13 protein-coding genes are annotated in these 13370 nt (G+C 64.3%); 12 read left to right on the forward strand and 1 reads right to left on the reverse strand.

Features of this window, described 5'->3' with window-relative positions; all coding sequences use genetic code 11:
• Positions 1–228: 228 nt before the first annotated feature.
• Positions 229–588, reverse strand: a complete 360-nt coding sequence (locus tag EI293_RS01395) for an integrase core domain-containing protein (RefSeq protein ID WP_125435003.1) — start codon at positions 586–588, stop codon at positions 229–231.
• A gap of 79 nt (positions 589–667) precedes the next feature.
• Here EI293_RS01395 and EI293_RS01400 point away from each other — a divergent pair, with 79 nt between their 5' ends.
• From EI293_RS01400 to EI293_RS01455, 12 genes are all read left to right on the forward strand, one after another.
• Entirely contained in the window at positions 668–1345 is a 678-nt protein-coding gene (locus EI293_RS01400) for a response regulator transcription factor (protein WP_125435006.1), read from the forward strand.
• Positions 1342–2616, forward strand: a complete 1275-nt coding sequence (locus tag EI293_RS01405) for a sensor histidine kinase (RefSeq protein ID WP_125435009.1) — start codon at positions 1342–1344, stop codon at positions 2614–2616. The genes EI293_RS01400 and EI293_RS01405 overlap by 4 nt, the downstream gene beginning before the upstream one ends.
• 63 nt (positions 2617–2679) lie before the next feature.
• Positions 2680–3462: a phosphatase PAP2 family protein gene (locus EI293_RS01410; RefSeq protein ID WP_125435011.1), complete on the forward strand. Its 783-nt coding sequence runs from the start codon at positions 2680–2682 to the stop codon at positions 3460–3462.
• Between the two features lie 73 nt (positions 3463–3535).
• Positions 3536–4351 carry a phosphatase PAP2 family protein gene (locus EI293_RS01415; RefSeq protein WP_125435014.1) on the forward strand — a complete coding sequence of 272 codons (816 nt, stop codon included), beginning with the start codon at positions 3536–3538 and terminating at the stop codon, positions 4349–4351.
• 12 nt (positions 4352–4363) lie between these two features.
• The gene (locus EI293_RS01420) at positions 4364–5128 is read left to right on the forward strand and encodes a COG4705 family protein (protein WP_211339458.1); all 765 of its coding nucleotides are present in this window, start codon (positions 4364–4366) and stop codon (positions 5126–5128) included.
• A gap of 63 nt (positions 5129–5191) precedes the next feature.
• Positions 5192–5905: a phosphatase PAP2 family protein gene (locus EI293_RS01425; protein ID WP_125435017.1), complete on the forward strand. Its 714-nt coding sequence runs from the start codon at positions 5192–5194 to the stop codon at positions 5903–5905.
• Between the two features lie 295 nt (positions 5906–6200).
• Complete coding sequence (locus tag EI293_RS01430) at positions 6201–7532, forward strand: TolC family protein (RefSeq protein ID WP_125435019.1); 1332 nt, start codon at positions 6201–6203, stop codon at positions 7530–7532.
• A gap of 21 nt (positions 7533–7553) precedes the next feature.
• Complete coding sequence (locus EI293_RS01435) at positions 7554–8783, forward strand: efflux RND transporter periplasmic adaptor subunit (protein WP_125435021.1); 1230 nt, start codon at positions 7554–7556, stop codon at positions 8781–8783.
• Positions 8784–8786: 3 nt separating this feature from the next.
• Complete coding sequence (locus EI293_RS01440; RefSeq protein ID WP_125435023.1) at positions 8787–11894, forward strand: efflux RND transporter permease subunit; 3108 nt, start codon at positions 8787–8789, stop codon at positions 11892–11894.
• A 373-nt stretch (positions 11895–12267) separates the two neighbouring features.
• Complete coding sequence (locus tag EI293_RS01445) at positions 12268–12522, forward strand: transposase (RefSeq protein WP_125435025.1); 255 nt, start codon at positions 12268–12270, stop codon at positions 12520–12522.
• 271 nt (positions 12523–12793) lie between these two features.
• The gene (locus EI293_RS01450) at positions 12794–13060 is read left to right on the forward strand and encodes an integrase catalytic domain-containing protein (protein ID WP_170170194.1); all 267 of its coding nucleotides are present in this window, start codon (positions 12794–12796) and stop codon (positions 13058–13060) included.
• A 21-nt stretch (positions 13061–13081) separates the two neighbouring features.
• Positions 13082–13240 carry an integrase core domain-containing protein gene (locus EI293_RS01455; protein WP_125435029.1) on the forward strand — a complete coding sequence of 53 codons (159 nt, stop codon included), beginning with the start codon at positions 13082–13084 and terminating at the stop codon, positions 13238–13240.
• Positions 13241–13370 lie beyond the last annotated feature (130 nt).

Genomic DNA, 13370 nt, shown 5'->3' on the forward strand with positions numbered 1-13370 from the left:
AAGGCCCTCAGCTACTCGCTGAGGGCCTTTTCCTTTTTTGGGGGACAGTTTTTGGGCAGATTAGCAAAGTGTTCTGCCTCGCTAGGAAGGGGTCGACGTCGTCACCATTGCCCGCCGCAAACCGCGTCGAAAGGCAGATTGGTACCAGCATCCGTGCACCCTGCGCCACCGGGTACAGAACCGATCCGGATGCGGCTTGCTGCGCTCGTCTGGCAGCACGGCTGATAGTTACACGCCGCCGACTGGGGTGTTCTGGCTAAGCCGGACAGCGTTGGGACGTTGTTTGAAAGTGGTTTTGAAGTAGTTAGGTGCTTGGTAGCTGAGCGAAGAATGCCGCTGTTCGGCGTTGTAACAAGCAATGTGGTGGCTGATTTCGAGCTTGACTTCGGCCACACCGGGGCAACTGCCCTCGTCGAGCAATTCGGCTTTGATGCGGCTCCAAAACGGTTCGGTGTGGGCGTTGTAGTACCAGTTGCCGCGCCGGCTCATACTTTGCACGGCCCCGTGTTTAGCAACCAAGGCGTGGAAGCGGGTGGTCGTGTACTGGCAGCCCTGGTCGGAGGGAACTGTTCTGGTTTCTGCCTTCATGGAAGCCCGCTTGCGGCCGCCGTCAGAAAGTCTTCAGAATTGCCGGCTACCTTTCCGCTGTTCCTAACCTTGCATTCCCGTGAAGCTGCTGATTGTAGAAGACGAGCCGGCCCTGCGCACCTCTCTGGTGGAGTACCTGCGCCAGGACGGCTACGTGGTGGAGGCTGCGGCCAGCTACGAGCAGGCTCACGAGAAAATCAAGCTCTACCAGTACGACTGCGTGCTGCTGGATTTGACGCTGCCCGACGGCAACGGGCTGGACGTGGTGCGCACGCTCAAGGCGGACCGCTCCCCGGCCGGCGTGCTCATCATCTCGGCCCGGGGGGCGCTCGACGACAAGGTACTGGGCCTGGAGCTGGGGGCAGATGACTACCTGGCCAAGCCGTTTCACCTCTCGGAGCTGAGCGCCCGGCTGAAGGCCATCATCCGGCGGCGGCAGTTTCAGGGGCAGCGCCACCTGCTGTTTCAGGAGCTGACCGTGTTTCCCGACCAGGCCCAGGTGCTGGTCAACGGCGAGCCTGTACTGCTCACGCGCAAGGAGTTCGACTTGCTGCTCTACCTGCTCACCCAGCCCGGCCGCGTGCTGACCAAGGAGTCCATTGCCGAGCACGTGTGGGGCGACGCAGCCGATGCGGCCGACTCCTTTGACTTTCTTTACACCCACTTGAAGAACCTGCGGCGGAAGCTACAGGAGAAAGGAGCCGGGGACTACATCCGCTCCGTGTACGGGGTGGGCTACAAGTTCAGCGCGGAATGAAGCTGCTGGCCGCCACCAACCGCTACTACCTGCTGCTGGCCACCGTGCTTTTCACCGTGGGCAGCGTACTGCTGTACTACGGCGTGCGCTGGACGCTGCAAAGCGAGGTGGAAGAGCGCCTGTTTCAGCAGCGCGACTACCTGCGGGCACAGGTGCAGCGCACCGGCCGCCTGCCCGGCACCCTGTTTGAGGGCCGCATGCAGCTCAGCGCGCAGCCGCAGCCGGAAGGCCTGCGCGACACCCTGCTGCTGGAACCCCTGGAAAATGAGCTGGAGCCCTACCGTCAGCTCACGTTCCGGCTGCAGCTCAATGGGCAAACCCAGTGGGTGTTGCTGAGTAAAGCCCTACTAGAAACTTACGAAGTCCAACGCCTGATTCTGCTGCTGTTGGTGGGCGTGCTGGGCACGCTGCTGCTGGGCGTGGTGCTGCTCAACCGCTGGCTGACCCGCCGCCTGTGGGCCCCGTTTGAGCAGACCCTGCACCAGCTGCGCGGCTACGAGGTACGCCAGCACCAGGTGCTGCAGCTGCCCGCTACCCGCATCGAGGAGTTTGCCCAGCTCAATCACACGCTCACCCAGCTGAGCGAGCGGGTCGCGGCCGACTACGCCACGCTCAAGGAGTTCACGGAAAACGCCGCTCACGAAACCCGCACCCCGCTGGCCATCATGCAGGCCAAGCTGGAGCAGCTGCTCCAGCTGCCCGACCTGCCCGCGCCGGCCGGCCCGCTGGTGGGCGACCTGTACGCGGCCGTGCAGCGGCTGGCACGCCTGCACCAGGGCCTGACGCTGCTCAGCAAAATTGAGAACCAGCAGTTTGCCGCCGCCCAGCCGGTGCCGCTGGCCGGGCTGCTGCGCGAGAAGCTGGAGCAGCTGGAAGAGTTTATGCAGCAGAAAAACCTGCAGTTGGACGTACAAATCAGCGCCGAGCCGGTACTCCCCATGCACCCGGCCCTGGCGGATTCGCTGCTCAGCAACCTGCTGCACAACGCCATCCGGCACAACCAGCCGGGCGGACTGCTGCGGGTGCGCCTGAATGACACCGAGCTGGTTATCACCAATGCTGGCCCGACCCTGGCGGCGCAGCAGGAGCCTGCCCAGTTTTTCGAGCGGTTCCGCAAACAGAACGCCGCGTCCGAGTCGCCCGGCCTGGGGTTGTCCATCGTGCAGAGCATCACGGCCTTTTATGGCTTCACCGTGACGTATGAGTACGCCCCGGACCCGGCGCGGCATACGCTGTGCGTCCGGTTTGGGCCGGCAGCCAGCCGTCCCTGACAACTACAGAATGTGCACAGAATTGGCCCTTACGTTTGGGGCCTACCTGCTGCTGCCTTCTGTATGTTTCGCTCTGTGCTGCTTTCCTGGCTGTGCTGTCTGCTGCCCCTGTTCCCATTGCGGGCTCAGATAGCCCCGGCTGCTCCGATAACGTCCTCTTCCGGTGACTCCACCGTTCGCCGGACGCTCTGGCAGCGGCCGGTGAGCCGGGCGGTGCTGGTGCCCACGCTGCTGCTCACGGCCGGCGCCCTGACCACCCACCGGGTAGAGGTGCTGGAATCAGACGAGGAGATGCGGGAGGAAATCCGCGAGCACATGGGCCGGCCCACCACGACGCTCGACAACCAGCTGCGCTACCTGCCGGGCGCGGTAACGCTCGGCCTGGGCCTGGCCGGGGTGCCGGGCCGCCACAAACCAGTGGACCAGCTGCTGCTGGCGGCGCTGGCCTTCACCCTCAACGACGCGGCAACCAGCAACCTGAAGAAGCTCACGCAGGTGCAGCGCCCCGACGGGTCCAACCTCCATTCCTTTCCCAGCCAGCACACCAGCCTGGCCTTCGCCTCGGCCACGTTCCTGCACAAGGAATACGGCGGGCGCAGCATCTGGTACAGCCTCGGGGGATACGGCGTGGCTGCCACCACGGGGGGCATCCGCATGGCTAAAGATGCGCACTGGCTCTCCGACGTGCTGGCCGGAGCCGGCGTGGGCATTCTCTCCACCGAGGCGGCCTACTGGCTATATCCGCGCCTGATGAAGCCGATGCGCCGGGTGCTGGGCAGCCGGGCGCTGGTGGTGCCCAGCTACCAGCAGGGAGCCGTGGGAGCCACCGCGGTGGTCCGGCTGTGAGGTAGGTAGCGACCTTCTGCTTTCTACACTAGCACCATTTCTTACTCTGGCATTACTTTCTGTAAAGCATCATATGCTCAAGCGACTTATCCATTACCCGTTACTGCTCCTGTTGAGCGGCGTAGTAGCTCACCCTATCTCTGCGCAGGTGATGCCTTCGCAGACGGTACTCCCGGATACCACGCACAAGTTTGAGAATCCCACGGCCGTTGCGGCGGTCAGCCAGAAGCCGTGGTATGCCGGCAAACTGGTGAAAGCCAGTATCGTGCCGGCCGTGCTCATTGGCTACGGGGCCTACACCTTCAACGGGGGCGGCTTTTACACCAACCAACAGGCCAACCGCGACATTCACCGGGTATTTCCCACCTTCCGCACCCGCGCCGACGACCTGCTCCTCTTCGCCCCCTACCTGGAGCTGGGGGCCGTGCTGTTCTCCGGGGTGGAGTCGCGCGATGACCGCCTGAACATCGGGCTGGTAGTGCTGAAAAGCGAGCTGATTATGTTCAGCACCACCTACGCGGTGAAGTTTCTATCTAAAGAAACCCGGCCTGATGGGTCTGATAACCTGTCGTTTCCCTCGGGGCACACGGCGCAGGCGTTTCTGGCGGCCAGCATCGTGCATACTGAGTTCCGCGACAAGAGCCAGTGGTACGGCATCGGGGCGTATACGCTGGCTACCAGTGTGGCCGCGCTGCGCATGATCAACAGCAAGCACTGGCAGAGCGACGTGGTGGCCGGGGCCGGCTTTGGCATTCTGTCGGCCCACCTGGGCTACCTCACCCACCGCAACCGCTGGGGCCGCAAGCCCATGTTGGTAGGCCTGAACGTGGCCCCGGCCTACTTCGGCGGCGGCACGCCCGGCCTGACGGTAAGCTGGCGTGCTCACTAACGGCCCGGTTGTATGCAATCCGTCCTGAAAAAGATTCCCGAGGTTACCCTGCTGTTCTGGGTAATGAAAATCTGCGCGACGACCCTGGGGGAAACGGCCGGTGACCTGCTGGCCCAGACGCTCAACGTGGGCTATGGGGCCAGCACCCTGCTGCTGCTCGGGCTGTTTCTGGCGGTGCTGCTGGGGCAGCTGGCCGCCCGGCACTACGTTCCCGCCCTGTACTGGGCCGTGATTCTGGCCACGAGTACGGCCGGCACCACCCTCTCGGACTACCTGGACCGGACCCTGGGCCTGGGGTATGCCACGGGGGCGGGGCTACTGGTAGGCCTGCTGCTGGTCGTGCTGGGGTTGTGGTGGGCAAGCGAAAAGTCCTTGTCCGTGTCCGATATCCGCACCCGCCGGGGCGAGCTGTTCTACTGGACGGCCATTCTAGTGTCCAACACGCTGGGCACCGCGCTGGGCGACTACCTGGCCGACAGCTCCGGGCTGGGGTTCGGGGGTGGCGCGCTGCTCATCGGCAGCCTGCTGGCCGTCGTGGTCGGGGCCTACTATCTCACCGGCATTTCGCGGGTGCTGCTCTTCTGGCTGGCCTTCGTGCTGACCAGGCCGTTCGGGGCCACCTTTGGCGACCTGCTCACCAAGCCGGTGGCGAAAAACGGGCTGGGGTTCGGCACGCAGGGCTCCTCCCTGCTACTGCTGCTACTGCTGGTGGCGCTGGTGGCGTATACCACCTGGCGGCCCCAGTCCTCCTCGCAAACCGAGTCACCGCGCAGCTAATCAGGCGTCCCGGCTCCCGCTGGCAGCCACCAGCTGCCGACTACTTCCCCACCCGCCCGCCGCATGTATCTATCCGCACTTTGGGGCTTTGGCCGACTGCTCTGGCGGCAGCACCGCCAGCTGCTGCTCGGGCTGCTGCTGGGCTTTGTAGGACCCTGGTGCGTGTTCATCAAGGTGGCCCAGGAAGTGTGGGAAGACCAGGGCTTTTTCGGCGACCAGGCCCTGCTGGAGCTGCTGCACCGGACTGGCAGCCCTGGCCAGGATGCCGTGGCCCTGTGGATGGCCCGGGCCGGCGGCACCCTGTGGACGCCGGTGGTGGAAGCGGCCGTGCTGGGCGGCTTGCTGCTGGCCCGGCAGCGGCGGGCAGCCCTGTTTTTTCTGCTATCGGTGGGCGGCGCCGGGGCCCTGAACCTATTGGCTAAGTTGCTGTTGGCGCGGGCCCGGCCGGCGCTCTGGATGTCCATTGCCCCGGAAACCACCTACAGCTTTCCCAGCGGGCACGCCATGGGCGCGGCAGCGCTGGCCCTGACGCTGGGCGTGCTGCTCTGGCCCACCCGGGCCCGCTGGGTGGCCGTGGCCGTGGGCACGGCCTGGGCGCTGCTCATGGGCTGGTCGCGCATGTATTTGGGCGTGCATTTCCCCTCCGATGTGCTGGCCGGCTGGGTGGGCTCCGTGGGCTGGGTGGGCGGCATGCACCTGCTTTTCGACCGCTCCGCCTTGAACCTGCGCCAGCTGTGGCGCGACACCCGCACCTACTGGCTGGCCCGGCGGGGCTAAGCACGCGTTAGCCTGCTGATCGGCACGAACACCCCTTACCGTGGTGGCCTAACAACTACAGAATTGCTTCAGAAAGGTGTTGTACTCTTGGGCTCACATTAACTTCATCCATTCTTCATACTTAGGTTTAGTACTACTCGTGCGAGCCATAAAAAGCGGTGAAACCACGCCTGGGCCAGCTAGCTAAGTATAAGATCCTACTTTGTGCCTACCCCGGCGGCAGTTTTTGCCCGGGTAGTTGCCCCCAGCAGCCGTTGCCGTGACCGTACATTTCCCGCTTCCACCTTCCGTTTTCATGGCCGCCACGCTTCGCCGGCGCGGCCTCTGGCTGCTGGCGCTGCCCTTGCTGCTGGCGGGCTGCGTGAGTACCAAATCGACCTACAACCGGGAGCATGTAGCCGAACAGCTGAAAACCCATGGCGGCTATGACATCGGCACAACCCGAGCCGCCAATGCCCCAGCCCCCGCGCTGCCCAACCTGCAGGACGGCCTGAGCGAGGAGGAAACCGTGGACCTGGCCCTCACCCGCAACCCCGCCTTTCAGGCCGACCTGAGTACGCTGGCCCTGGCCCAGGCCGATTTGCAGGATGCAAGTCTGCTGGCTAACCCGGTGCTGACGGGCGTGACATCCTACGGCACCTCGCCCGTGTTTCTGGCCCTGAACTTCGCCTCCGACCTGCTCTGGCAGCGCCCCGGCCGGGTGGGGGCCGCCCAGCTGGAAACCCAGCGCGTGGCCGAAAGCCTGGTGAGCCGGGGCCTGCTGGTGAGCCGCGACGCCCAAGTGAGCTACACCGACATTACTCTGGCCGAGGAGCGGCTGCGCATTGCCCGCGAGGCCATTATCATGCGGGCCGAGGTGGCGCGCATCGTACGGGCCCGCTACCGGGTGGGCGAGGCCAGCGAGCTGGAAACCGTGGCCCCCAGTGCTGACAGCCTACGCGCCGTGGACGACTTCTACCGCGCCCGCCGCGACGCCCAGGTGGCCCGCCTACGGCTTTTTGCCACGCTCGGGCTGGATTCGGTGAATGCTGATTCCGTCCGGTTTGCTGTGCCGGTTACTTCCACCACGCCGGCCGTGCCGCCGCTGCGCACGCTGCTGGACTCGGCCTACGCGGCCAGGCCCGATTTGTGGGCGGCGCGCATCGGTATCGAGGGCATTGGCAAGCGGCTGAAATGGGAACGGAGCCGGGTGTTTTCGTTTGTGCTCTCGCTCAATGCCCGCCTCAACGACCCCAACCCCGTGCACCTGGGGCCGGGCGCGGCCATCGGCCTGCCCATCTTCAACCGCAACCAGGGCCGCATCTCGCGGGTGAAAGCCGAACTGGAACAGGCCTCCTGGCAGTACCTGGCGCTGCGCCAGACTGTGAACCTGGACGTGCGCGAGGCTTACGCTCAGTACGAGCAGGCCACCCAGAGCGTGGCCCTGTGGGACCGAAGCTACCTGCCCAGCCTCACTGACGCGCTACGCCGCTCCACCAACGCCTTCATCAACGGCGACTTCCCCTACGTGCAGGTGGCCGAAACCACCCGCCAGCTGCTCGACGCCCGCCAGCGCGCCGCCGACGCCCGCGCCGACCAGCGCCGCGCTCTGGCCCGGTTGCGCTACGCCGTGGGGGGCCGCTTCTAACTTCTCCGACTTCTTCCTGCCATGTACTTTCCCCCGTTCACATCCTCTCTGCTGATAGCAGCGCGCTGCCTGGCGCTGACCAGCCTGCTCGGCGGCGTGGTGGCCTGCGGCAACGCCGAAAAGCCCAAGGCCGTCAGCCCCGCCGAGGTCGAAAATCCGGTCAAGGAGTCGGACCTGACCACCGTAGTGATTACCGCCGACGCGGAAAAGCGGCTGGGCATCAAAACCGTGGCCATCACAACCGACAACGTACAGGCCACCCGCGAGGTGGGCGGCGAGATTCAGGCCGTGCCGGGCCAGGCCGTCACCATCGTGGCCCCCGTGCAGGGCACGCTGCGCGGCGGGGCCAGCCTGACGGCCGGCCAGCGCGTACGCCAGGGCCAAACGCTGTATAGTCTGGTGCCGCTGCCACCGGAGCGCGACCTGCTCACCCTCGACCAGGGCATTACTCAGGCCCGCACCCAGCTGCAGGTGGCCCAGGCCCGCCTGCAACGGGCCGAGGAGCTGCTGGCCGACCGCGCGGGCAGCGTCCGGGCCCGCGACGACGCCCGCGCCGATGTGGCGTTGGCCCAGCGCGCCCTGGCCGACGCCCGCGCCCGGCAGGGGGCAATGAACGGCAATACCAACGGCGGGCAGGCTCTGCCCATCAAAGCGCCGCTGAGCGGGGTGGTGCAGCGCGTGAGCGTCGCGCCCGGCTCGGTGGTGACGGCCAACACAGTGCTGGTGGAGCTGGCCGCCCTCAACAAAGTATGGGTGCGGGTACCGCTGTTCGTGGGCGATTTGCACCGGGTAGGCAAGGACCAATCCGTGACCGTGCGGCCCCTGAACGGGGGCGCGACGCGGCAAGCCCGGGCGGTGGAAGCCCACTTGCTCAGCGCTTCCGCCGGTACCGGCACGCCCGGTGCGGGCGCGGCCGATGTGTTCTACGAGCTGGACAACACCGACGAGGCCTTCCGCCCCGGCGAGCGGGTGGCCGTGGACGTGACGCTGAGCAGCGGCAACTCAGCCACGGGCGGCACCGCCACAACGGCCGCCCTGACCATTCCGGCCGCCGCGCTGCTCTACGACGCCTCGGGCGGGCAGTGGGTGTACGTGCGCACCAAACCCCTGCAGTACACCCGGCAGCGAGTCGAGGTGCAGCGGGCAGTGGGAAACCAAGTGGTTGTTTCCCGGGGCGTGCAGGCCGGCGCGGAAGTCGTGACCGACGGCGCGGCAGAATTATTCGGAACTGAATTTGGCGGCAGCCACTAAGCCATGAAGTGGATAATAGAATCGGCGCTGCGGCTGCGGCTGGTGGTGGTCATCCTGTTTGGGGTGTTGCTGGTGGCGGGCCTGCAGGTGGTACGCAACACGCCCCTGGACGTATTTCCCGAGTTTGCGCCGCCCTACGTGGAAGTGCAGACCGAAGCGCCCGGCCTGAGTACGGCCGAGGTAGAAGCCCTGGTGAGTGTACCGCTGGAAAACGCCCTGAACGGCACGCCCGACGTGAAGAAAATCCGGTCCAAGTCGGTGCTGGGGCTCTCGTCGGTGGTGCTGTACTTCCCGCAGGGCATTGACATCAACAACGCCCGGCAGGCGGTGCAGGAGCGGCTGGCGCGGGTAGCGCCCACGCTGCCCGGCGTGGCCCGGCCCCCGGTGATGCTCTCGCCGCTGTCTTCGACCAGCCGGGTGCTCAAGATTGGGGTATCGTCGGACAGCCTCACGCAGGTGGAGATGACGACGCTGGCCCGTTGGAGCATCCGCCCGCGCCTGATGGCGGTGCCCGGCGTGGCCAACGTGGCCATCTGGGGCCAGCGCGACCGGCAGCTGCAGGTGCTGGTAAACCCCGAGCAGCTACGCACGCTGGGCCTGACGTTGGCCGAAGTGGAAAAGGCCGCAGCCGACGCTACCACGCTGGCCGGCGGCGGCTTCATTGACTCGCCCAACCAGCGCCTGGCCGTCTCGCAAAGCTCGGCTATTCAGTCGGCTGCCGACTTGGCCCAGATGCCCGTCACGTTTCGCAACGGCGTGAGTCTGAAGCTGGGCGAGGTGGCGCAGGTGGTGGAGGGCTTCCCCGCGCCCATCGGCGACGCGGTGATTAACGACGGCCCCGGCCTGCTGCTCATTGTGGAAAAGCAGCCCGGCGCGAATACCCTGGACGTGACCCGGCAGGTGGAAGCGGCCCTGAACGCCATGCGGCCCGGCCTGAAAGGACTGGAAATCGACTCGACCATCTTCCGCCCCGCGACCTTTATCGAAATGTCCCTCAGCAACCTGAATAAGTCGCTGCTGATTGGCTGCGTGCTGGTGGTGCTGGTGCTGTTGTTCTTTCTCTACGAGTGGCGCACGGCGCTCATTAGCGCCCTGGCGCTGCCTACGTCGCTGATTGCGGCGGCGTTGGCGCTACGCTACTCCGGCAAAACCATCGACACGATGGTGCTGGCCGGCCTCATCATTGCGCTGGGAGAAGTGGTGGATGATGCCATTATCGACGTAGAAAACATTATGCGCCGGCTGCGGCTGAATAAAGAAGCGGGCTCGCCCAAAACCGCGTTTGCGGTGGTATACGAGGCCTCGATGGAGGTGCGGTCGGCCGTGATTTACGGCTCGGTTATCGTGGCGCTGGTGCTGCTGCCCATTTTCCTGCTGCCGGGCTTGTCGGGCGCGTTTTTCCAGCCGCTGGCTTTTGCCTACGTGCTGGCCATCCTGGCTTCGCTGTTCGTGGCGCTGACATTGACACCGGCGCTGGCGTTGCTGCTGCTGCCCAAGGCCGCGGAGAAAGAGTCGAAGGATGCGCCGGTGGTGGCCTGGCTGAAGCGGCACTACGCCCGCGTGCTGCCTGGTTTGCTGGCTCGTCCCAAGCGCGTGGCCTGGTCGCTGACCGGCGTGGCGGTGGTGTCGATGCTGCTGGTGCCGTTTTTCGGCCAGGAATTCCTGCCCAACTTCAAAGAGTACGACTTTCTGATGCACTGGGTGGAGAAGCCCGGCACCTCCTTGCAGGCCATGTCACGCATTACGGTGCGGGCCAGTAAGGAACTACGCGCCATTCCCGGCGTGCGCAACTTCGGGGCCCACATCGGCCGCGCCGAGGTGGCCGACGAAGTCGTGGGCCCCAACTTCACCGAGCTGTGGATTTCCGTGGACCCCAACGTGGACTACGAGCAGACCGTGGCCAAAATCCAGACCGTGGTGGACGGCTACCCCGGCCTGTACCGCGACCTGCTGACCTACCTGCGCGAGCGAATCAAGGAGGTGCTGACCGGCACGTCGGCCACCATCGTGGTGCGCATCTTCGGCCCCGACCTCGACCAACTCTACACCAAAGCCAAGGAAGTGGGCGGCAAGCTCGAAGGCGTGGAAGGCGTAGTGGACCTGAAAGTGCAGCAGCAGACGCTGGTGCCGCAGATTCAGGTGAAGATCAAGCCCGAAGCCGCCGCCCGCTTCGGCCTGAGCCCCGGCACCGTATTGCAGGCCATCAGCACGCTGGTGAAGGGCCGCAAGGTGGGCGAAATCTACCAGGAGCAGAAGATTTTCGACGTGGCCGTGTGGGGGCAGCCGGCCGTGCGCGCCGACTTCGGGGCCGTGCGCGACCTGCTGGTGGGCCTGCCCGGCGGCGGGGCCGTCCCCCTCAAGGAAGTGGCCGACGTACGCATCGTGCCCACCCCCAACGAAATCACCCGCGAAGCCTCGTCCCGCCGCATCGACGTGACGCTGAACGTGCGCGGCCGGGACCTGGGCAGCGTCGCCCGCGACGTGCAGGCGCAAGTGGATGGCGTGGCCTTCGGGGCCGGTTACCACCCCGAAATCCTGGGCGAGTACGCCGAGCGGCAGGCCTCGCAGAACCGCATGGCGCTGCTGGTGTGCCTCTCGCTCATCGGCATCTTCTTGGTGCTTTACACCGATTTCGGTACCGTGCGGCTGGCTACGCTGGGCATTTTGAGCCTGTTCTTCGCCGTGTCGGGCTGCTTGCTGGCGGCGTTTCTCACGGGCGGCGTACTCTCGCTGGGCTCCATCGTGGGCTTTATCACCGTGCTCGGGGTGGCGGCCCGCAACAGCATCATGCTTGTGAGCCACTACCAGCATCTGGAGCGGGAAGAGGGCATGCCGTTCAGTAAAGAGCTGGTCATTCGCGGCTCGCTGGAGCGGGTGTCGCCTATCATCATGACGGCCCTGACTTCAGTGCTGGCCCTGCTGCCCATCATCCTGGCCGGCAACGAGCCGGGCTCGGAAATCGAGCACCCTATGTCGGTGGTGATTCTGGGCGGCGTTATCACCTCCACAGTGCTCAACCTATTGGGCATGCCGGCGCTCTACTGGGCCTTCGGGCGGAAGACCAGCCAACCGGCAGCATCTCGGAACAACCCACAGGAAAGCAGCTTCTGAATGCTCGGATGCGTCCACGAAGTCCGTATAGCTTCTCAGCAATGAATCTTCTACCTAACGGAGTAATCTTGCAGCATGCTCAATATCGTGCTGCCTCTTTACCAGTTGATTGCCGTACCCTGTACACATCAGACTGTTGCTCGTAAACGGCTCCCCCTTCCGGGATACGAAACACCCGGCTGCTATTTCCCACTTTCGTGTGAGACGCTTGGTACCAGGAGAAACGAGCTTAGACTCGATGGTTTTGATGAAGTGGTGGAGTTGGTTGTTAGTACTAGTTCATTTAACTGGGCGCAGAACTGTAGTCTTCCCCAAATCGAGCGCCAGTAGTGGGTAGAGAAAGCTGTAACTTTCACTACCTGAAGACTGATAAATGAAGAAGGGACGATTCAGCGAAGCTCAGATTGTGCGCGAGCACGGCTTGAGTGAGGCCACATTTTACGCGTGGAAAAGCAAGTATGCCGGGGCCAGCGTGGCAGAGCTTACCCGGCTCAGGCACCTGGAAGAGGAGAATCGCAAGCTCAAGCAGATATTCGCCGATCTGAGCTTAGATAACCAGGCTATCAAGGAGATCCTGCGAAAAAAGCAGCCAGCCCTGCGGCGCGACACCAGGCAGCGTGGGGCGTAGTAGGTAAAGGCTGGAGCCAGCGCCGGGCGTGTGCTCTGGTAGAACTCGACCGTGGCAGTTATCACCGGTGGCACACGGGCGTAACGATGAGCCCGTGCAGCAGGCACTGCGGGCATTTAAGTGGGCGGCATCCGGGCTGGGGTTTCTGGAGGCTGCACTACCGCCTACGCAAAAGTGGACTGGTAATCAATCATAAACGTACGTTGCGCATCTATTGTGCATTGAGTCCACACCTACCTCGGCACCTAGGAAAAAGCGCGTACCTGCCCGCGTGAAGCAGCCCTTAGCCGTGCCTGAGGCAGCCAACGTGTACTGGTCGCTTGACTTTACCAGCGATGTGTTGACCGATGGCCGCCGGTTCCGGACGCTCAACGTGCCCGAAGATCACAACCGCGAACTGCTGGGCGTGGAAATTGACTTCTCCTTGCCGGCCAGTCGCGTTGTGCGGGTGCTGATGCGCTTAGTCGAGTATCATGGCTGCCCCACGCAGCTGCGCACCGACAACGGCCCTGAGTTTATCAGCAGTAAATTGCATTAGTTACTTGATCAGCAAGGCATTATGCTGAACTGGATTCAACCGGGCAAACCGACACAGAATGCGTACATCGAACGCTTCAACAACTCGTTTCACCGCGAAATGCTCGCTGCCCACCTGTTTCACTCGCTGGCCCGTGTGCGCCAGCTGGTCGACGAGTGGCGGCACGATTACAACGCCTAACGGCCCCACTAGGCTTTGAATTTCATGATCCCAATCGAATTTAAACAAGCGGCTTAACCTCTGCCTACCGCTGGCTTATTGAACGGGGAAGCGTACAGTGCATCTACTTACACGACCATGAAAAAGCCCC

Origin of the sequence: Hymenobacter perfusus, assembly GCF_003944765.1 — a bacterium.
GTDB classification, from domain to species: Bacteria; Bacteroidota; Bacteroidia; order Cytophagales; family Hymenobacteraceae; genus Hymenobacter; species Hymenobacter perfusus.